The sequence below is a fragment of the Vibrio aquaticus genome, assembly GCF_003970385.1.
Classification (GTDB): domain Bacteria; phylum Pseudomonadota; class Gammaproteobacteria; order Enterobacterales; family Vibrionaceae; genus Vibrio; species Vibrio aquaticus.
Genome location: NZ_RXZH01000002.1, coordinates 367431 through 386959, shown reverse-complemented (window position 1 = coordinate 386959; position 19529 = coordinate 367431). Strand labels below are relative to the sequence as shown.

The following is a 19529-nucleotide window of genomic DNA, read 5'->3' as shown; positions in this document are numbered from 1 at the left end:
ACAGTTAAAAAGTGACTGGCATTTTTTAATCGTTATTCTACTTCACCAAATGATAGGCTTATTGACCCCAAACTATCAACTGACATCAACTTCCCAGTCAGAGTCAATTTGCGCTGTGGTATATGTCCAATCATATTGACTGATTAAGCGCTTGGTCAATTCTAGACCGAGCCCAAAACCAAGGTATTCTTGCTCAGATTACGGTTTACAATCGAAAGCTCCTTGCCTTTCTGGACAATTCCTACTTCCCCATTTTGAGTATGATGAGATACGTTCATATCAGACTTGTTATCACGAAATGACATAAGCCTTCAGGAAGTTCGAGCCTTGAATCGTCTGTATTCACTTTATGTCGTCTCCACTTGCTGTGTAAGCCCACCAGCGTGAACTTGTTTAGACTTACCTTCTTGGCTGGTTCAACCAAAGCAGGGTCTCTGTGAGATCGGTCATGGTGAAACCCGCACGTTCGATTCGATCTAGTACCACGAGTTGTTTTTCCGACGGAATGCCTTTTGAGATCATCTTACACAGCAATTCCGAGTTGTTTCGGGTGACAGCTATCGGCGTTCTTAACTCATGGCTAGCATATCCAAGAAAACTCATCTCTCGTTCTAAGCTTTCTTGTACAGACCAGAGTCTTGATTGAATCAGTTAAGCCAAGGAATTTCTGTCTTTTCTAAATCGTTTTGCGATTTTTCTTGGATTCTTGTGCATTTTCAAGTTTAGCTTGTGCACTTGCTAATGGCGTCTCACGCAGCACTAATGGAAAGTTCGGTTCAGCTGTGAAACCAGAATGTTTCCATTCTGAATGCGCTTGCTCTTCTCAAGATTCTCTTGATATTGGGCCACTGTTGCTCGCGTAGACGCGGTGCTTATTTTTGCATTGTCTAACTCTTCAAGTGTACTTAGATCCACTTGATCATTCTCTAGCACCAAGGTTTTATTGTTTTCCAGAATGGCTAAGCGGCGCTGCTCAACCCTCTAGTGTTTACATATTGTCGATCTCCTACTTTTGCTCACGTATTAGCGCCAAAGAAATTGTTAAGAAGTCTAAAAAACGTTGTGTTTATTATTTACACCAAAAAGCAATGGACATTGACATGGGAATACATTAATAATATGCAATACTGTAAGATTTAAAATATGAGGAATATACAGTGAGTGCGTTGATTTCTCAGTACCCCTCGGTATTGACACAAGCTATCCCTACCGTAGGGGCCAAAAAAACGGATGTTTCACCCTTAATTGAAGCAGAGTCTCTGTTTATAGAAGCTGATGGGCACTTGAATGTAGAGCCTAAAAATATCGAGACGCATATAAGTTCACTATCTAAGGCTCACCAATCTCAAACTGACGGACTGGTGTCTATGATGTCTGTTATGAAGAGTCAATCACAACCATCTGGTGGCATGGGTATTATGAGTACTCCATCGCAACAACCAAGTGGCATGAGTATCTTAAGTTCTCCGTCGCAAACATCCGGTGGCATGGGTATTATGAGTAGTACAACCCTCGCCGAGTACGATATAGCAAAAAAATTAGCTGATAGCGTAATGGACCAATCTCAATTAGTGTCTGATATATCTGCGTGGACTCAAGGGGGAAGTGCAGTGATCAATCCCATGTTGGATATAATGCTAGATGATCTGCTGGCCACGCCGTCTCTAACACAGACTGAATACGAAGATATAATGCAACTAATGATCTTAGATATGGCACACAACGAGGCGGCCTGGGGGCTCGATATCGGTGGTATGCTAGGTCTAACTGATGCGCAATTGGAAAAATACACGGGAAACATTACTGAAAACTTTGGTAGCGGGGCTCATGCTAAGTATCAAGGTATTGGATCTGAGTCACCTGAAGATATCATTAATTGGTTTCTCGATGACCTCGTCCACACACTATCAAGTGAGGTGGGTGGAAAAATAGCAGTTGACAGTGTTACAGCTCAGGTTATAGATTTTTTTTCGAGTTCAACAGCGAATTCTAATGCGCTAAGAGTCGCTGGAACAAATTACTTGGACACATCGGGTGACGTTAACCTTAGCATACCAAACGTTAGCTTTTCTGAGCAAGGTGCAGCCGTAGAAAAAATATCTCCGGTACATAAGTTGTATATTCTCGCAGGCGCAGCAGCTGAAGGGATATCTGAAGATGAATGGTCGGGCCTACTCACAAATGATGCAGCATATATTGAAAACTTACTCAGTGTCGCTGACGGCGAGTTAGATGCTTATATTGTTGCAAAATTTCCGCATGGTGGCTCATCTTCACCAGGCTGGTCGTTTGATACAGGGGGCCAACTAGATTTCAACCAAGGAGCGAATGCTGGTATCAAAAGTAGTCATCTTGTTTTACATTTTGAAAACTTCCCATCTCGTGAGCTCACTGAAGACGAAATAGCTGAATTGAACCGAGTCGGTGATGCAACAAAAGTAATACAACAAACATTAAAATATTGGTTACAAATTATGAAGGATCAGAGGCTAGCTTCTTCAAGAAATATCTAAGGCCAAAGGCCAGTATAATAAGCTTATGTTGGTTTTTACATTAACACTTCAAATGATAATATTAAAACATTAGTTATTATGAAGAAAGAATAACGATAAGTAGACCCATATCATAGCGGTAGAGTTGTACCAAACTGCCTATAGGCATGGGAATTTAGTAGCACGTTTTAAATATGAGGAAGTAATATGAGTTTAGTGGATCAGGTTCTATCTGTCGTACTTACTAGAAGCAGTTCGAAAGAAAACCCTACAAGCCATAAATTGAGTGAAAATATCGATAAAATAAAACAAAAGATAGCTGACAACGACAAGGAAATATTAAAACTTGGGGAAAAGCTCAAGGCTCAGGACAAACTAATACAGAGACTTGAAGGGAACGATACACATAGAGTTTGCTTAGATCCAAAAACAAGAGCCAAACGAATTAAGTTCAATCAAACTGGATATGACATAACACATTCGAAACTACAAAAGCTTCTTGAGAAAGATGATAAATATCAAACGCAGTTGAAAAAATTGCCCCTGTAAATAATTCTGTGTAACTGCCTGGGTTACATGTATTCAGTGAGTCGGTCTTCGAACATAATCATAAATCGGTTTAGAGCTTGTCGCCAGTTTCTAATTGGCATCGTCCACTTCTTGGAAGCATCTCGGATAGCCAGGTAGATCACCTTTCTAGCTGATTCATCCGTTGGGAAGAGTTTGCGCTTCTTAATCGCTTTTCTAATAACGCTGTTGAGAGATTCAATGGCGTTAGTCGTGTAAATTGCTCGGCGAATATCCTCTGGGTAATTAAACAAGGTGTTGAGGTTGTCCCAATGTGCCGTCCAGGACCGGCTGATCTGAGGATACTTACTGTCCCATCGGTCAGAGAACTGCTCTAGAGCCAGCAGAGCTTCATCTTCTGTGGCTGATTGGTAGATTTTCTTCAGGTCAGTTGTCACCGCTTTGTAGTCTTTCCAAGGGACGTACTTAACTGAGTTTCGCACCATGTGGACGATACAGAGCTGTATTTGCGTCTCTGGGAATGCGGTGTTGATAGAGTCAGGAAAGCCTTTTAACCCATCAACGCAAGCGATAAGGATGTCTTTTACCCCACGGTTTTGAAGCTCAGTCAGCACGTTAAGCCAGAACTTGGCACCTTCCGTTTCAGAGAGCCACATACCGAGCAGTTCTTTTTGGCCTTCCATGTTCACGCCCAATGCAAGGTAGACAGCTTTGTTGATGACTTGCTTATCTTGACGCATCTTAACCACGATACAATCGAGATAGACGATAGGGTAAATTTCGTCGAGAGGTCTCGACTGCAATTCAATTACTTGCTCAAGCACCGAGTCGATTACTTTTGATATTAGCGTAGGAGAGACATCGGCATCATACATTTCCTTGAACGTTGCAACGATTTCACGTGTGGTCATGCCTTTCGCGTACAAGCTCAATATCTTGTCGTCCATGGATTGAAATCGAGTTTGGTGCTTGCGTACGAGTTGAGGTTCAAAGCTGGCTTCACGGTCGCGAGGGACGTCGATATCGACTTCTCCATCATCGGTGATGATTGACTTACCCGAGTAGCCATTGCGGGAGTTGGAGCTGGTTCTGGATTGGTGTTTTTGATATCCAAGGTGCTCATCGAGTTCAGCGTTTAACGCCGTTTCAACGGTCACCTTGGTTAACATTTTTCGGAAGTCATCAAGATCAGATTCAGTCTTAATTGACTTTGCTGCTTCACGAGCAAAAGCTTCGAGTGCTTTCTTATCCATATTGTCCATCCTTAGCCTTTAAGGCTTAAGTTTAGACAGTTACACAGAATTCAGGACACTCTCAGATTATTTACAGAGTCAAATACCGCCATTATCAGGACTTCTAAGCCTTATTTAGGATTCTTTAAAACTGTAATCCATGTTTATACTATGCGTGCCTGGGGATATCGGCGCCTCAGATAGGCCTTTACAACGGTCAATGACGTTTCTATATTTTCCTTCAAATTCTCGAAGCTCGTTCATTTGGCTACTAGAGAGTTCAGACTCACGACTGGCCATTAATAGTTGAACATCAGCCAAATTGTATTCATATGTAGCCTGCATAGTCTTAGTTTTTTGCACTTGTGTCAGCTGCTTGTCCATTACTTGCAGTGCTCTGTTTATAGGCAAAATATTTTCAACAGAATTAAGAGCAGCCCTAGCTTTTGCCGCATTTTCCGTACCAGGATCAACCTTAAAGGAATTTCGTACTGTTTTAATATTTGTCCTTAACAGATCAACCGAATCCATTAAATCCTTTTTATTATTTATCTCTTTAGGTGTGGTTAAAGAAATATTACTAATTGTTCCACTCATTTTTGTACTCCTACGAAGGTATTATAAATTACTGTTCAATCTCATTTACACCATCAATTGCTACTACGAACTCCCCATCTAAGTTTAATAGCGTTCCTTCAGCGACCAATTGATTACCGCTTTTAAGCTGAACACTAGATTGAGAGAAATTTTCAATATTTTTAATTTCACCTGATTGTAAATTATTTAGCTCATTTAAAGATAGTTTGCAGTTTGCAATAACAATATCAATATCAATATCAATATCAACATCAATGTCCATATTTACCCCGGTTGTGATAGTGAAATAATAGTACGACGTATTTCCTTGACTTCTTCTTGTGTCGAGGTAATTGTGGTCATTTCATTTTTAAATTCTTGTTGATAAGTATCTATATCAACTTGAATCTTGTCAGATAAAGCAGTCATTGATGCATTCATCTGTTGTAGCTGAGCATAATTAGGCGTTTCTTCTCCAGCTGTAATTTCAGTATAGTCCGCAGAAGGATCGTCTAATGCAGTGCGAATTTGTACTGTAAGCTGATTCAATATAGCTTCAATTGCACCCCCATCAGTCAAGTCAACTCTCTCACCATTGTCACTCGGGTCTGTACTTGGCAGTGCAAGAACCATAAGTTCGCCCCACAGCTTATTAATTTCAGCAATAGCTGAAGATAAAGTAACAATCTGTTGTGATAAGTCTTCCGCTACTAAGGACCGTACATTTTTATGCTCAGATAATACATCATCAATCATTGTCAATGGACAGTTGTTAACTGAACCGAAAAGTACGTTACTCATTATTCACTCTCACCTATATCATAATTATAAACTCTATTAATCTTACCAGATTTAAAAACTATTTTATCATCTAGTATCTCTTGGATAGTTCCAAATAACGGTACCTCACTTCCTATCCAATACTTTCTTTTATCATCGAAAATATATGATTCAGAAGTACTTGAATAAAAAATAGAATAAAAGAACGCTTCTCTATCGATATGCTCAATAAAATTGTGAGATTCTTTTAATTTCTTGCCATTTAAACTCACACCCTTAAACTCAATTACGTCAGAGGCAGCTTGATAATCAGAAACCAACCATGTGTCGCCTACTAACTTAAACGTTATACCTCTGGAACCAAGCGCCTCCATTACTATATTCTCCGCCCGGTTATCATTAACTATAATTTGAGTAAAGTCAGCGAGCTCAACCTTCTCATATTCCACGTTTTCATTATCGAAACTCGAGATAACAGAAATATAAAGATTTTTAATTCGATCATGGCTACTTTTTGACACTTCACTCATAGCTTTAGCAGGCTCAGATAAATAAAGAAACGCTTCTGATGACGGTAATTTTAGAACTCCATCAGAAAAATATCCTCCATTGAACAAACTGAAAGAAGATGCCAACTTTTCTGACCTCTTACTAAGCAAATAGTTATTCACTTGAAAGTGAGTAAGAACAGTTAAACTCATAAAGATGCAAAAAAAAGGCATCATAGCCTTAAATTTACTCACACTTTCCTTAGGATTTCTATCACCTGAAAAGTATACGAAAAATTTCAAACCATGGGCATTATAAATAAAGTTTGACTTTATCTTCTTAGCCTTGTTTTTTTTCTTCAATCCATAAAGATTAATAACGCCGGACTCAATCTTAAACTCCAGGTTAGTGTCATTGGCTAGAATTTCTGGTAAGAGGAGGACGTTGTCATTCTCTGATGACTCTTTACCCGACAGCGTCAAATATTCATCAATTGGAAGCTGCAAATTATTAAACTTCCCACCGATAAACTCAATAAACCACATCACATAACACTTCATCAATTAGATTAGTAAATATATTTTGACTTTTATCGATTTCCTTCATTAAAACCCGCACATCCACTGTATTTGGTATAGATCGAATAAAATAAATTGTATTTCCATTTAATGTAGATAAGTAACCATCTTTCGTCATGGAGAAATCGCCATTAAGCTGCAGAGCTTTCTTCTCGTCTATATGTTCCTCCAAAGGCTCCTTTGGCTCACAGATTAACAAGATTTGGTCTTTCTCATGTACTTTGTTTCCATCTTCGACTGAACAACTGACTTTATCATAATGACATTTTAGTACATTTCCATTTGTATAATTCGAATCTCCCATATTCATGAGCCTTGATATTTCGTATATTAACAAGCTATATCTAGAATTATTATTCACTTTTTACCAACTCCACTCTTATGATGAAACGACGCTGATTAACACGCTCCTCTGGAGAGCTTAGTTTATTTTCTACCGTACCAATTGACGACATTTTCACTCTATCTAGTCCATTTTCCTGCAGGAATTCATGTATTGTATTAGCACGCTCAGAAGCGAGAGTCTTGTTCTTTTTATATGGACCAGATGAATCAGCAACACCATAAATTTCAATTCTGCTAATAGGAAAGCTTACTAACTCCTTTGCTATACCACGTAAAACTTCAATTTTTTCAGGAATCAAAGCTGTTTCATTAACTACAAAAAGGTCACTAAATGAAAGCTCAAATCCGCCATTTACATCAGAGCCAACTTCATAATTATGATTACTACTCAGATTAATATTTTTTTGACTATTCTTTACTACGTATTGATCGATTAGACTGCTTTCATTTCTATCGATAATCGCTGTATCTGTACTAGTTTCGTTAGTAGGGGTTGAGGTTGAACCATACAAAGTCTTATGAGATATATAGTTGTCTAAAGCCCAGAAATTTTCGTTGCACTCTTTAACTTCTTGCATTCCATACGTATTAATGTTCGCAATGTAGAAAGCTTGTGGTGAATTCAATTGTTTGATTTCTATACATGCGAGCTGATGGGGAGAACCTTCTGGAAATACTGGTTCCTGACGTACCCAGTAACGCGTACTTTCGATATCATGACTGGTTACGTAAACTAAATTATAGATGTCTAATCGCCAATCGTGCTCAAAAGCTATGTAACTATCTTTGTACGTCGAAGCACAACCTTGTATAAGTGCTATAACAAATAAAACGAGACTATTTATTTTCATTTTGGTATCGCTCTAATGCATCTAATATAAATGCAATTTGTTTGTAAAATTCTTGTGGTATCTCTGCATTTCCCGTTTTCATAGACTTATAAATTGCTCTTGTTAAAGGAACATGTTCAATTACCGGAATATCTCTATCAATCAACTTCTGTTTTTCATGTTGTGCGAGAGAGTCAGTACTAATATTTAAGACATATGGTGTCTTACCGGTTGCCCAGTCATAACTTATCGGTATAAGAATGTGTGTTGGATTAGCAAGTGCAAATGTCGGCTTTCGAGATTTCGACATTGGCTCTTGCATTATATCTTTCATCAACCGCTTACGTTCAGATTTAACTTCAGGGTTCCCTTCTGTATCTTTCATTTCATTCTTTAATTCTGTGAAAGTCATCCGGTTCTTTTTCTTGAATTGAAAATCCTCAAATGTGAAATCAACAATACCGACCACCGTACCATATATAAAAAATATCACACATAGACCTATAATGTAAGACAATAATTGATAAATATAATATGTTTTATTATTAATATTACTTAATCGATCCAACTCCTCTGTCCCTATTACATCAAATATGTACTTTAATATAAATAGGAGCATCAAAGCTTCAACAAGCTTTTTAGATGACCTTGCAATCCCATCCGGCCCATAGTTATTCTTAAAACCATTAACTGGGTTTACTTTTTCAATTTTAAATTTTATCTCACTTGTGCTGAATATACCTTTCTTGATAGCAGTCCAATTTATAACACTTAGTACTATTTTTAGAAATAGAAGTACAAATGAAACGCTATATAAACCTTCCATTAGCATCGTCGTTACATTAGCGACATTATCCGACAAAACACTTTCGAATATATAGTTCCAATTATCGAAGATAAAATACAGGAAGTAGGTTGTTATTAAACAAAACCCAACAACATCGAGTGTTGGCTCAACAAGTTCACTTTTTGGTATTTGTCCCTTCTTTTTGAGGTCTAATAGCTTTTTAGCGCTAGGTGGAAATACCTTAGGTTCTGAACTATCATCAGACATTTGGCAAACTAATCGTTTCTGTACTTACAATTCTACTTTGATCTGTAATGTCTGAATAGCTACAAACATTGATCGTAAATATAAAATCTTGTATAAACCTTTTCACTATCGATAATTCTGTTGGGTTGACAAGAATTGTTGGTCTAGAACCAAACTGCTTCGTTAAACGTACGATCTCAGCTTTTGTCTTTTCACGCAGAGAGATGAGTTCTTCAAAGTCTTCATTTTCACCAGTTACAAAATCTGTTATCAACTCCGTGACAAAAGGACTAAAAATAGCAACATATATTCCGCCTTCTTTTGTTATCAGTCGAGAGGTTATATCATATTTTGCTTGTTCTCGAATTCTTTGAAACCAATTATTAGGATCATTATCAATCCTTGACCAATAAATAAGTGATTCGAAAAAACTAACCTGGTCCAAATAAAATTCTGGAGAACGTATCATCTCTTTTAATACGTCATGAACTCGGTTGATACCAATCGCCGACTCTAATTCAGATTTCATTACATCGCTTTTAACAGCTAACCCATCAACAATATTCGAACTAATTTGCAAATTATATTTATTTACAAACTGACGGTAAATGAAGTAATTAGCTATAGACGATATATTATCCTTAAGGTCACTGTATTGTATAAATATTTCATCATCAAGGATGCTCACTAATTCTTGAGAGTTACTACTATTAAATGAATAGACATGTAGGTTGGAAATATAAACTTCAATATCATTTTCGATTTCTTTATCGATAATAATTGCAGGAGTTCCTAATTTTTCTTTCCACAGTTTACTTTCTATGTCATCTAAACGCTCTTTAATGACTGGCTGAACATCTGCATCTTTGAGTACAAACTTTAGCGACTCATAGATACCGCTTCCTTTTGGTTCAAAATTCACTACAGTTTCACTTGAACTCTTCGAATACCAATGGAGGTAAAATGAAATCCCTCCCAAAATAATAGCTATAATAATAGCGATAACAGATAAGCTAGGTACAAAAATTGCCGTAATAAGAAGAATCATGGCACAAAAAGCGATAACTAACCAAGTATCTGTAATTTGAGTCGCAACTTGGGAAATATAGGATTGTTTTTTTTCTGATTGCCCTTTAATTCGAGTTAGATACACACCACAAGCAACAGACAAGAGTAGACTTGGTATCTGTGAAACTAATCCATCACCGATAGTTAGTACTGAAAAAAGATCGACACTTTCTCCAAGTGATAGGCCAAACTGGTTAATACCAACATAGATGCCACCAAAAAGGTTTACAAGGCTGATTAGTATCCCTGCAATAGAGTCACCTTTAACAAACTTCATGGCGCCATCTAACGAACCAAAGAGCTTGTTCTCTGTTGCTAAGTTTGCACGTAGAGTTTGTGCTTCTTCATTAGTGATCAGACCACTCTTCAAATCACTATCGATCGTCATCTGTCGCCCAGGCAACGCATCAAGTGAGAATCGAGCCCCTACTTCTGCAACCCTTTCACTACCTTTTGTCACCACAAGAAACTGAACAATTGTGATAATGACGAAGATCAACAGACCAGAGATCAAGTTTCCATCCATCACAAAATCACCGACAGTCGCGATTACATTGCCCACATCTTCATTTGCTATAATGTTTCGCGTAGTTGCAATTGATAATAGAAGTCTAAATGTGGTTAATAGTAGAACAAATGTAGGAAGAAAAGTTACCTTCAGTGGGTCACTGTTGTCCAACATTATAACTAAAAGTAGAGTTGAAGAAATAAAACTAATTAATATTAGCCCATCAATTATCATTCCCGGCAATGAAACAAGTATAACTACTGGTAAGAGCAACGCGATGAGTATACTGCTTAAGTTAAACGATTTAAATTTATTCATACTTCGTTTAAATTACCTAATGATTCTACTAACTTCGATACGACATCACTCGTATCGATAGTAAGAATCTTATTGTCATTCATAATAGTTAAAATCGAGTTTTTCCCTTCGCTCTTAATATCAACACTTTGAATTTCATCTATATCATTAAATTCATTCTTCAAAATATTGATTAAGAATAATATAAAGTCCTCATTATCACTTAAAGAGTGTAAGCAAAGCCTGACTCTATTTAAGATTAATTCCCTGAGTTCTTCCTTAAATTCGTTTATCTGTTTTCTTTCTTCTTGGATGAGGTTATTAATAGCCTCATAAGCTCTTTCGGACCATTCATCTTGAATAAGTGCTTGTTCAGATTGTGCATTTTCGAATAGCGCCAATACCTGTTCGTTTAGCACCTCTTCTTTTTCGTTAACAATGTATGCAACTTGTTCCTCTAGCGCTTCCTGAAGGCTCTCAATTTGATTATCTACTCCTTCAACTAACGACTGTGCGGTATAGTATTGTTTGAGCTCTTCAACCTTTATCAGGTTCGAGTGCCTTTTAGGTTTCCTCATTATACTAGGAACACCAGTAAACTCCTTATCAATAACTATATACATCGCTTCGCCCTTAATTTTACAGTTCTGCGTACTGATTGGAACTTAGACTACAACGTTAAGAGATGTTTGTCTAGTCTTAAAATTTGTGGTTTTCCCTACAATTAGCCTGCGGGATAAAGTCTCTCCCATTACGTGCGCTCAAGGTTTTATCGACTCTAAATTTGCATTGGCAATGCGTTCCTAATAGACAGTTGAGATTGAATACAAAAACGAATCTAAACGCTCAATGCGCAATATTGTAATTGCTTCAACAGATCTTAAATCCTTTGGGAAGGGCGAGTGGAAAGTTAAAAAGCATGGTTGTGATAAACGTAGGGCTTCGCACAAACCACAGCACACATTAACGACGTTACCTGTGGTGCTATCAGGACAAAAATCAGATTCGTCAATATTGATCTAGTAAGGCTCTCCTAACATTATTGAACCCACTTCTCAGAAAGATTCATTCAGTGTCAGCGAACGATGATTACGACAAAAGTTGCCATGAAGTATCGTAAAATAAGGCTGTAAACCTCTTGTCCCCCTAGAAAAATGCTGGTGCGGGGACAGCTACTTAACGATATGAATTTTTCTGTGAATGTCAAAGCGGCTTTCCTTGAAAGCCGCAATGAATCTTAATAAAGTTATACAAGATCAGCCAACATACAGTTCTGAGTCTATTCCCACGGTTCGTGGTATTTCACCTTCGTCAGATTGGAGATTTCAAGTTTCGCCTTGTAGCCTTCTCCAACAACTTTAAGATCAGAAAGTTTTGGTAATCTATATTTCTGATTTGAACGTTTTTTGGCCCAAGCATCTAATAGCAGTATCTTTTCTTCATTTCTTGCTCCAAACTGACGTTTATACTGAGCTATTCCCCCGACTTTTTTGAATTGCGCCTTTTGCTTCCTGTCCACTTCGTCCAACAAACGTTCTTTTAACTCATTAAGTTTACTTGGATCATTTCTAGCTTCTTGAACTATTTCAGGAAGCCTTACAGGAACAACAGTCACCTGGGTATCAGAAGCGAGGACTCTAGCAATAGGGGCTGCCTGCCGCTTACCAGTCATTTTTACTTGGCCTGTTGGCCTAGCGGGCTTACCCGCTCTTGAGACCGCCTTTGATGTTTGAGGACGTTTAACTACAGGCTTACCTGGATCTACAACGTACTTTGGTATTCTAATAGACGCATATTCACCTTCACTGTCTAGTAGATTCTGTAGGTTCGCATCTATCGCAGGCTCTGGCTCTTTGAGCTCTGGCTTTTTAACCTCTGGCTTTTTAACCTCTGGCTTTTTAACCTCTGGCTTTTTAACCTCTGGCTTTTTAACCTCTGGCTCTTGTGGCGACTTAGGCAGAGAAGGAAGACTCATGTCAAAAACGACAGGCTCTTCTTGCGCCGACTTAGACACAGGAGGAAGACCCATGTCAAGAACGACAGGCTCTTCTTGCGCCGACTTAGGCACAGAAGGACCATTCATGGTAAAAACGAAAGGTTCCTCTGACTCTGGTTCAGGCTGTTTTTCCTGCGGGATTCCCATATATACAGTTTGATTATTAGCCAAGTTAATTTGGAAAACCTGAGTATTCATTGAGTTAATATTATTAATTACAAAATTAACCTGTGGTGGAACTTTCCCATTAAGCTGTTGACCTGCTGCCTCTCTTAGATCGTCTTCACTCACTACTTTGCTAGACAAAATCTTAGTATTTGGATCGAGCCCGGCATGCTGAAGGAAGTAGTTGTTCGTAATAATATTAGTTGTGTGTGTACTATTATCTACATTGTTATTTGTTACATTATTGCTATTGTCTACATTGTTATTTGTTACATTATTGCTATTGTCTACATTGTTATTTGTTACATTATTGCTATTGTCTACATTGTTATTTGTTACATTACGGCTGTTATCTATGTTGTTATTTGTTATATAATTATTTTGCGTTGGACTGTAAGTAAAAATAAAGTTTTTTCCGTCACCTTTACCCTTATCTTTAACCCCTGTATCATCTGTTTCATCTGTTAGATCTTCAATCACCACAGGTTTGGTTTTCGGTTCTTCATTAGGCTTAGTATCAGGTTCTTCAGGCTTATCGTCATCGCCACCGGAAAAATATACATGACCACCGTACATGGTAAGAGCGCCTACATTAAAGAAGACTAAGAAAAACGCAGTAGGTAATAAAGATATACCCATTGTAGGAATAGCAAGCGCAGCACCTAAGGCTAAGCCAGCGCCATTAACGGCCAATTGCGTTTTTATTTTCGAGCTGTTAGAAACTTTATTAGAAAGATGTACTTCCCCTGGCCTTTTTGTTTCTTCTTTTTTTGAACGATCTGTCTCTTTTGTAGCCTTAGTTTTAATCTTTTTATCTTTAGCGCTACTTGTTTTCGATTTTTTCTCGACTTTTTTTACTTTTTTTGAGCTAGCTTTTGGTGACTTACTTTCTTTTTCAAGCATAAGCGGGGCGAATGTCGACTCATCAAGCAGAGGCTCGCGAAATTCGGCTGAATTTGGGCTAATTTGTTCTTGCCCAAGTGGAGGAGATGATTGTGTTGGTGATACTAAAGGAAGCGTACTCGTAATACTATTAGGTTTATTTATATCAGATATATTCGGGCTATCACCTAACTTTTCGGTTGAGGCGGTTTTTGCGACGGTTAGGGCCTGTTCTATCATTTTAATCTTACCAATGTATTAACATTATATAATTGCCTCATTATTTCTTCAGAATCATATAATTCAGGATTTACTGCGATAATAAGGAACCCATCAACACGAATAAAATACCCATTAAGACGTCCTTGAATCTTCGTCAAGGTATCTATCACTTGGCCGGTATTACTAGTATGTACAAGTGTGATAAATGGGAAAAAAGGACATAATATGTGTTCTAAGCACTCTTTGAACACATATCGTTCGTTTCGCTCCAACAAAGCCAAAAAAGAAATTACATAATCATCGCCCATCGTTCGCTTTCCTTTTAACAAAAACAACGTCACCTGAATCTAAATCCCTAACTTCATCCACGTTAAGTGTAGTTTGAAATTGGGTAATGTTTGCATAAAGCATAAGATTTGGCGGTAAATTAGGTTGTCTTCTTAAAGTGAGAAGATGTGTATCTATTTCCACTTCATTTACATTAACGTAACATGGGATCTGGATGTCATCGGCAGAAATAAGAGTCGCTAATACGAGTGATAAAAGATTAAAATCATGGTGTTCGACCTTTCTAATCAGTTTAATACCGTACCATCCAAAGTACCTTTGAGTTAAGTAGCTTATATAGTCTACATCAAACAACTTAGCATCGATACTGAACATGTTCCATACAATAGAACCATCAACATATACCGATATATTTATTCCATCACGTATAATCTGAAACTCAAAAAGTTCTTCAGTAGTACTTTTATTTAATATATCACTAGTATACCTTATTCTGCCAAAATCAATTTTTAATATACCATTATCTAATGACCGGCCAGCCATAACGTTGATATTACTGAAAACTTCTCTTCCTATATTAAGGCGAGGTTCAAAATTAACTATATTCTTCATTACTACCTTTTCTTCGAAAGGAGGGCTAAAACTTCTCTACTCATTGAGTAATCGTGTCCAGTTAAACAATCTTTGATGCATTCAGGTGTCGCGTCTACAAAATTAAAAATTAATTCGTAAAATTCATTTGATGGCATGTTGTAAAAGTCTTTATTTTGAGCCAACTGAAGAGTGAAAGTAATATTATGAAATTCATTGTCTAATAACCCGCGACATAATATTTTTTCTGCACTCTCATCTGAATAATCTCGTAATAAGGCAAACCATTCAATCAGTCTTCTTTTGTCGACTTTTTGCTCTACATCTATTGAACCATTCCAACTTAGTCTACTTAACTTAGAGACAATTAATGCATAAGGATCTAGTTTATTTTTATTAAGATTAAAGTGTGATATTCTTCCCATTAAATGCCAACCAAACGAATATTCTAAAATGAGTGAGTTCGAACTATTTTATATATTGACAAAATTTCAGCAATGTTATTATCTCTTGTCAATAACTCAGATAAAATATTACTGTCTGAGTAATTTTGATTTACCGTGTCTGGATATTTATTTAACGTCATATCAATTTCATCTTTCATAAACTTAGGGAATAATGATGTATTTATACGAACTGTTTCCAATACCCACTTTTGTGAAATTGATAAATCCTTCATTTCAGGAAGTTGATCTGCTGTTCCTTTCCAGTCTTGAATTGCATGCCTTTGCAGACTTAAAAACTGACGAATAGCACGGTGTTGCTGGCGTGTAGTCTGATCGCGATCCACGCTAATGATGCGCTTTTTTTGTTCTTGGCGCTTATTAGACCTTTTTACATCTTTTACACGCTTAGGAGTATTAGAGTCATCAGATGACTTTGGCTTAGTAACTTCATTGACGGATACTGTCCGCTCTGTTCGCACTGAAAATGAAACTGACTGCATAATAATTGAGATGAGCGTTTATACGCTCATCCCCTCCACTAATTATCGGTTGGTTACTGCATTAGCTCGTACGATTACATCCAACATCTCATTTAGTGCTTTACTTTCGGAGACCAGATTAGAAATGAATTGGTTTAATTGCTCATCCAGTTGCATCTTTAAGTCTTTCGTTGCTTGGGCTTCGTCTTGCTTACGAACTTCGCTCGCATGCATCATCTCACTTGCATTACCAATCAGTTTATCACCTCTCGCGGCTAAATCTGATATTGCAGAGTACTTAGCTGAGTTTGCTCTGGTTAGATCAGCCTGCAATGTGTTCTGATCACTGGTGGATAAATCGGCTAACTTGCCAGGCTTCCCATCAGGGGTCTTTACATGTTCATCTCGCGCAGCTTTACCAGATGACACCTTTGCTGCACAACAAATTGATCCTCCCATTGCAGCAACACCACTAGCTAATCCAATACCGAATTTCACCATTGCATCCTTCGCCTTGTCGCCAGCAATGGCTTCTGCAAACTCGTGTGTCGCTACTCCAGCTTCAATTCGATCGTGCATCATTTGGTTTCGCAATTCTGAGGACGATGCAATAATTTGAGAAAACAGTGCAAGTAGATCACTCATGGACATTGTCTTTTTTCCGTCTGAGCCTGAAAGAATGACGGATTGCATATTATCAGAGACCGTTAGGTCGCCGCTTTCATAAGTCCGTAACTGCTCACCTAAAGCTAAAAACTTTTGTTCCTGAGCCCCCATCTTCTGGTCTGATGGCAACATCGTTGGCTCAGCTGTATTAGTAGCCATTACGTTACTTGGTGCTGGAAATGTGATCATATTAATATTCCTTTATTTACAAATGGATTTGTAAGTTTCTTTTTTGAAATTCACTGAAGCTCGAGTTGATATTAGCTAGTGACTCAAATGCTCGAGAAGCAGCTTTCATTGCTTCATCCAATGATTTAATAATTTCGCCGATTCGAACCTCAAAAGCTTCCTGTTTTGCCTTTGATATGGTTAGGTCTTTTTGAATGGCAGATGATTTCAAAGAAAATCCAGTCTGCACAGTTAGTGTTCCTAGGTCTGCGGCGGTAGCGAAGGACTCTAAACGTGATATAATTTTCTCACTGCCACTTAAAAGTTCGTCAATGATTTTAACAAACTCATCAAATGCCGACTTAGTGAAGTCAACAGCCCCATCAGCAACCTTGCCTAAAAAGCGACCAATTGAATTAATTTTATTCATTATCGGCTGCATGACGTCCATTATATTTTGGGTCGCCTTCGACAATTTATCACTAATTGTCGTGATAGATTTGATCGATTTTAATAGCTTCAGAACGTTATTCAAAAAGTCCATTATGGTGTCTACTACCTGTGATGCCGCTTTAGCAACCTTGGCAGCTACTGCTGCTGCTGTTGCTGCTGTAGCTGATGCTGATACACTGGTCGTTGCAGTTGAGGCTGCACTAGCAACAAAGGATGTGAAGGCACCTACCTTCGTGGCTACTGCTTTGCCTGCAGCTGTAACCAACCCTTTTGGATCAAAACTTGCAATCGCATTAATAACACCAATAGCGATGGTTAGCCCCATAGTCACCCATGCCCTCGTATCTTCAGGGACATTACATGCCTTCATTATTGCATCCGCAGCTTTAGGGATGACGAGTGAGGCAACTAAACCGACAATCATAACAGCAGCAACAGTTTGACAACCTGGGACGAGTGCTAATAGCCCTGCTAATAAAAAGCCAATCGCTGTTCCGATTTTTTGAAATATATTCGATATTTTATTTGACCTTTCTTGGGATTTCATATCCTCCATTCGTTTATCAAGTTCTTGGATTTTATTATCTCTCTGAACTTCAATCATTGTTTTCTTTGTTTCATTGTTATCTGCTGAAGTACCAGACATTGATTGAACGACAAGTTGCATCTGAGCTTTTACGATTCGCCAAAGCTCTGTCAATTCAACACTGCTTCCAGGGAGCGGCTGAGTTGGCGATTGAACGAAGCTACTGACGTCGGTGTCAGCCAATTTATTAGCACTTGTATCATCGCCAATATCAAAAGGCGTTATTGTTGGAGCAGAATAAATTTGCATAATGTTCCTTTATCATTTACTAAAATAATATTCTAGCCTTGCTATCTATGGTCAAGCCAAAAAACAGGCCCCAGATAAATAAGGGTTCAGTTGCGATTTTAAATAATCGTACCTAGTTTGGTAAAATGTATTCAATGTGTCTTTTTTCACTACCATTAAAACTGATACAGCATCATCGTGCTGTTCCAACTTATAGTGACAAAGCGAAATATTTATAAATACTTCATCTAGGTGGCACGTTGGGAATGACCTTAGAATTTTTAACGTATCTAGTGCTTGCTTATAACGCCCCTGCTCTAAGTATATAGACGCTAGACAACCTGGCCCTCGATGATCGTATGGGTTAAGAACCGTATATGCTTGAAAAAGAGTCTCAGCTTCTTTAAGTTGATAACTATTATAGAGTTCTTCACCAGTCTTATACATTAATTTAAGTTGATGAATTCCAATATTTTTCTTTTTTCTTATTTGATGAATATTGTTTTCGAAAACAGATATATCAAGTTCTTCTTTGAACTCCTCAACCATTTTGTTCAGGTCTTTCTCTGAAATACGAGAGCTTGGCTTCATTTTTTTAATCCCTTTTTTATCATCATTATAAGGTAAGTTAACCTAGGTTTATTATCTACAGATAGTGATCTACTGGGCGTTGTATAGCCTAACCTACATGATATGGCGACTGCTATTTTTTCGCTATATATTGATAAAACTTCAATTCCAAGCTCTACAACGTCTATATTATTCACCATATCATCGCTGACATTTGAAATTATTACAGTTTTGCTCCAAAGAATCTCTTTATTGTTTAGTATGTTTCTAGATTGCCTAATGTAATTAGATCTTTTCTCTGAAAGCAAGGCTTCACTAACTAAAAAAATAAACCCGATCTTTCTGAGCATGAGCAACATTTCCCGTTTATTAAGTGAAAATATAAACAACACTTCATCTTCATTTAATTTTGTTAAGGATGTATACTCTTCTTGAGATAGTTTTTTCTTTGTTAGTGATTGATGCAAAAATAACTGATATTTTTTATTTTCATCCCAACTTCTATACCTCATTGACTAAATAACTCACTGTCAATTTATCACTCGGTTTAATTACACCGGTCAAGAATTGTTTGATTTCTCTTTTTCTACTCTCTGTTATAGGTTCTAAGGAAAGGATAATAACTGAGTATTGCTTCTCTTCATCACCACTAGTGACAACTTCGACTTTTAATATTCCAGGTATTACGTTTAGTTTATTAGACAACTCTCTACTGCTCAAAAGATTACTTTTTATTGTTTCTAATTTGCTTAGACTGGAAAATTTTGACTCGAGCAAATCATTGAGATCTAAGCTCTTGTAATAAAAATTAAATTCAGAAAGTAGCCTTCTCGCATTCATTTCATGCTCGGTGTTAACTTCAATATGATACATTTCTTTTTCAAAAACGATCTTAGACTCAATCCCTTTATTTTCGAGCAGAACTATAGCTTTATTTGCAACATCACCTGTTGAAAAACTTCCAACTCTCTGTCGGTCAATGTTGTCGCAGCCAGAAATAATCAGGAGGACAAATATCCATATATATTTCATT

General features: G+C 37.5%; 22 protein-coding genes. 2 read left to right on the top strand and 20 right to left on the bottom strand.

The window, feature by feature from the left end:
* Positions 1-399: 399 nt before the first annotated feature.
* Entirely contained in the window at positions 400-603 is a 204-nt protein-coding gene (locus tag EJ063_RS21245; protein ID WP_244225164.1) for a histidine kinase dimerization/phospho-acceptor domain-containing protein, read from the bottom strand.
* A gap of 554 nt (positions 604-1157) precedes the next feature.
* On the opposite strand from EJ063_RS21245, the gene EJ063_RS07665 reads away from it, so the two are divergent.
* Positions 1158-2513 (top strand): hypothetical protein, encoded by a 1356-nt coding sequence (locus tag EJ063_RS07665; RefSeq protein WP_126573605.1) that lies wholly within the window; start codon positions 1158-1160, stop codon positions 2511-2513.
* Between the two features lie 186 nt (positions 2514-2699).
* Positions 2700-3041 (top strand): hypothetical protein, encoded by a 342-nt coding sequence (locus EJ063_RS07660; RefSeq protein ID WP_126573603.1) that lies wholly within the window; start codon positions 2700-2702, stop codon positions 3039-3041.
* 23 nt (positions 3042-3064) lie between these two features.
* On the opposite strand, the gene EJ063_RS07655 is transcribed toward EJ063_RS07660, so the two are convergent.
* The 19 genes from EJ063_RS07655 to EJ063_RS07565 all read right to left on the bottom strand — a co-directional run bounded on the left by EJ063_RS07655 (position 3065) and on the right by EJ063_RS07565 (position 19528).
* Positions 3065-4273, bottom strand: a complete 1209-nt coding sequence (locus tag EJ063_RS07655; RefSeq protein ID WP_126573601.1) for an IS256 family transposase — start codon at positions 4271-4273, stop codon at positions 3065-3067.
* Between the two features lie 114 nt (positions 4274-4387).
* Complete coding sequence (locus tag EJ063_RS07650; RefSeq protein ID WP_126573599.1) at positions 4388-4849, bottom strand: hypothetical protein; 462 nt, start codon at positions 4847-4849, stop codon at positions 4388-4390.
* Positions 4850-4877: 28 nt separating this feature from the next.
* On the bottom strand, positions 4878-5111 hold the full coding sequence (locus EJ063_RS07645) for a FliM/FliN family flagellar motor switch protein (protein WP_244225163.1): 234 nt from the start codon (positions 5109-5111) through the stop codon (positions 4878-4880).
* 2 nt (positions 5112-5113) lie between these two features.
* A complete protein-coding gene (locus tag EJ063_RS07640; RefSeq protein WP_126573597.1) occupies positions 5114-5629 on the bottom strand; it encodes a hypothetical protein in 516 nt (171 codons plus the stop codon).
* The gene (locus EJ063_RS07635; RefSeq protein WP_126573595.1) at positions 5629-6642 is read right to left on the bottom strand and encodes a hypothetical protein; all 1014 of its coding nucleotides are present in this window, start codon (positions 6640-6642) and stop codon (positions 5629-5631) included. Before EJ063_RS07635 ends, EJ063_RS07640 begins: the two co-directional genes overlap by 1 nt.
* Positions 6629-6979, bottom strand: a complete 351-nt coding sequence (locus EJ063_RS07630) for a hypothetical protein (RefSeq protein ID WP_126573593.1) — start codon at positions 6977-6979, stop codon at positions 6629-6631. The genes EJ063_RS07635 and EJ063_RS07630 overlap by 14 nt, the downstream gene beginning before the upstream one ends.
* A gap of 49 nt (positions 6980-7028) precedes the next feature.
* Positions 7029-7871: an OmpA family protein gene (locus EJ063_RS07625; protein ID WP_126573592.1), complete on the bottom strand. Its 843-nt coding sequence runs from the start codon at positions 7869-7871 to the stop codon at positions 7029-7031.
* Positions 7858-8904: an EscU/YscU/HrcU family type III secretion system export apparatus switch protein gene (locus EJ063_RS07620; RefSeq protein ID WP_126573590.1), complete on the bottom strand. Its 1047-nt coding sequence runs from the start codon at positions 8902-8904 to the stop codon at positions 7858-7860. Before EJ063_RS07620 ends, EJ063_RS07625 begins: the two co-directional genes overlap by 14 nt.
* Positions 8897-10777, bottom strand: coding sequence for an FHIPEP family type III secretion protein (locus EJ063_RS07615; protein ID WP_126573588.1), 1881 nt, complete (start codon positions 10775-10777; stop codon positions 8897-8899). The genes EJ063_RS07620 and EJ063_RS07615 overlap by 8 nt, the downstream gene beginning before the upstream one ends.
* The gene (locus EJ063_RS07610) at positions 10774-11379 is read right to left on the bottom strand and encodes a hypothetical protein (protein WP_126573587.1); all 606 of its coding nucleotides are present in this window, start codon (positions 11377-11379) and stop codon (positions 10774-10776) included. Before EJ063_RS07610 ends, EJ063_RS07615 begins: the two co-directional genes overlap by 4 nt.
* 656 nt (positions 11380-12035) lie before the next feature.
* The gene (locus EJ063_RS07605; protein WP_126573585.1) at positions 12036-14039 is read right to left on the bottom strand and encodes a hypothetical protein; all 2004 of its coding nucleotides are present in this window, start codon (positions 14037-14039) and stop codon (positions 12036-12038) included.
* A gap of 279 nt (positions 14040-14318) precedes the next feature.
* Positions 14319-14921, bottom strand: coding sequence for a hypothetical protein (locus EJ063_RS07600; protein WP_126573584.1), 603 nt, complete (start codon positions 14919-14921; stop codon positions 14319-14321).
* 2 nt (positions 14922-14923) lie between these two features.
* Complete coding sequence (locus EJ063_RS07595) at positions 14924-15325, bottom strand: hypothetical protein (protein ID WP_126573582.1); 402 nt, start codon at positions 15323-15325, stop codon at positions 14924-14926.
* A 23-nt stretch (positions 15326-15348) separates the two neighbouring features.
* Entirely contained in the window at positions 15349-15846 is a 498-nt protein-coding gene (locus EJ063_RS07590) for a hypothetical protein (protein ID WP_126573580.1), read from the bottom strand.
* A gap of 42 nt (positions 15847-15888) precedes the next feature.
* On the bottom strand, positions 15889-16680 hold the full coding sequence (locus EJ063_RS07585; RefSeq protein WP_126573578.1) for a type III secretion system protein: 792 nt from the start codon (positions 16678-16680) through the stop codon (positions 15889-15891).
* Positions 16681-16696: 16 nt separating this feature from the next.
* On the bottom strand, positions 16697-17947 hold the full coding sequence (locus EJ063_RS07580) for a type III secretion system translocon subunit SctE (protein ID WP_126573576.1): 1251 nt from the start codon (positions 17945-17947) through the stop codon (positions 16697-16699).
* Positions 17948-17998: 51 nt separating this feature from the next.
* Entirely contained in the window at positions 17999-18517 is a 519-nt protein-coding gene (locus EJ063_RS07575; RefSeq protein ID WP_208640362.1) for a tetratricopeptide repeat protein, read from the bottom strand.
* Positions 18514-19008, bottom strand: coding sequence for a hypothetical protein (locus EJ063_RS07570; RefSeq protein WP_126573574.1), 495 nt, complete (start codon positions 19006-19008; stop codon positions 18514-18516). The genes EJ063_RS07575 and EJ063_RS07570 overlap by 4 nt, the downstream gene beginning before the upstream one ends.
* On the bottom strand, positions 18998-19528 hold the full coding sequence (locus EJ063_RS07565) for a type III secretion protein (RefSeq protein WP_126573572.1): 531 nt from the start codon (positions 19526-19528) through the stop codon (positions 18998-19000). Before EJ063_RS07565 ends, EJ063_RS07570 begins: the two co-directional genes overlap by 11 nt.
* Position 19529 lies beyond the last annotated feature (1 nt).

What these genes read in the sequence shown, in the direction of transcription:
- EJ063_RS07590 (WP_126573580.1), bottom strand. Translation starts at nt 15,846, where the DNA reads ATGCAGTCAGTTTCATTTTCAGTGCGAACAGAGCGGACAGTATCCGTC.
- EJ063_RS07660 (WP_126573603.1), top strand. Translation starts at nt 2,700, where the DNA reads ATGAGTTTAGTGGATCAGGTTCTATCTGTCGTACTTACTAGAAGCAGT.
- EJ063_RS07630 (WP_126573593.1), bottom strand. Translation starts at nt 6,979, where the DNA reads ATGGGAGATTCGAATTATACAAATGGAAATGTACTAAAATGTCATTAT.
- EJ063_RS07625 (WP_126573592.1), bottom strand. Translation starts at nt 7,871, where the DNA reads ATGAAAATAAATAGTCTCGTTTTATTTGTTATAGCACTTATACAAGGT.
- EJ063_RS07640 (WP_126573597.1), bottom strand. Translation starts at nt 5,629, where the DNA reads ATGAGTAACGTACTTTTCGGTTCAGTTAACAACTGTCCATTGACAATG.
- EJ063_RS07565 (WP_126573572.1), bottom strand. Translation starts at nt 19,528, where the DNA reads ATGAAATATATATGGATATTTGTCCTCCTGATTATTTCTGGCTGCGAC.
- EJ063_RS07600 (WP_126573584.1), bottom strand. Translation starts at nt 14,921, where the DNA reads ATGAAGAATATAGTTAATTTTGAACCTCGCCTTAATATAGGAAGAGAA.
- EJ063_RS07585 (WP_126573578.1), bottom strand. Translation starts at nt 16,680, where the DNA reads ATGATCACATTTCCAGCACCAAGTAACGTAATGGCTACTAATACAGCT.
- EJ063_RS07650 (WP_126573599.1), bottom strand. Translation starts at nt 4,849, where the DNA reads ATGAGTGGAACAATTAGTAATATTTCTTTAACCACACCTAAAGAGATA.
- EJ063_RS07575 (WP_208640362.1), bottom strand. Translation starts at nt 18,517, where the DNA reads ATGAAGCCAAGCTCTCGTATTTCAGAGAAAGACCTGAACAAAATGGTT.
- EJ063_RS21245 (WP_244225164.1), bottom strand. Translation starts at nt 603, where the DNA reads ATGAGTTTTCTTGGATATGCTAGCCATGAGTTAAGAACGCCGATAGCT.
- EJ063_RS07635 (WP_126573595.1), bottom strand. Translation starts at nt 6,642, where the DNA reads ATGTGGTTTATTGAGTTTATCGGTGGGAAGTTTAATAATTTGCAGCTT.
- EJ063_RS07605 (WP_126573585.1), bottom strand. Translation starts at nt 14,039, where the DNA reads ATGATAGAACAGGCCCTAACCGTCGCAAAAACCGCCTCAACCGAAAAG.
- EJ063_RS07610 (WP_126573587.1), bottom strand. Translation starts at nt 11,379, where the DNA reads ATGTATATAGTTATTGATAAGGAGTTTACTGGTGTTCCTAGTATAATG.
- EJ063_RS07620 (WP_126573590.1), bottom strand. Translation starts at nt 8,904, where the DNA reads ATGTCTGATGATAGTTCAGAACCTAAGGTATTTCCACCTAGCGCTAAA.
- EJ063_RS07645 (WP_244225163.1), bottom strand. Translation starts at nt 5,111, where the DNA reads ATGGACATTGATGTTGATATTGATATTGATATTGATATTGTTATTGCA.
- EJ063_RS07655 (WP_126573601.1), bottom strand. Translation starts at nt 4,273, where the DNA reads ATGGATAAGAAAGCACTCGAAGCTTTTGCTCGTGAAGCAGCAAAGTCA.
- EJ063_RS07570 (WP_126573574.1), bottom strand. Translation starts at nt 19,008, where the DNA reads ATGAGGTATAGAAGTTGGGATGAAAATAAAAAATATCAGTTATTTTTG.
- EJ063_RS07595 (WP_126573582.1), bottom strand. Translation starts at nt 15,325, where the DNA reads ATGGGAAGAATATCACACTTTAATCTTAATAAAAATAAACTAGATCCT.
- EJ063_RS07615 (WP_126573588.1), bottom strand. Translation starts at nt 10,777, where the DNA reads ATGAATAAATTTAAATCGTTTAACTTAAGCAGTATACTCATCGCGTTG.
- EJ063_RS07580 (WP_126573576.1), bottom strand. Translation starts at nt 17,947, where the DNA reads ATGCAAATTTATTCTGCTCCAACAATAACGCCTTTTGATATTGGCGAT.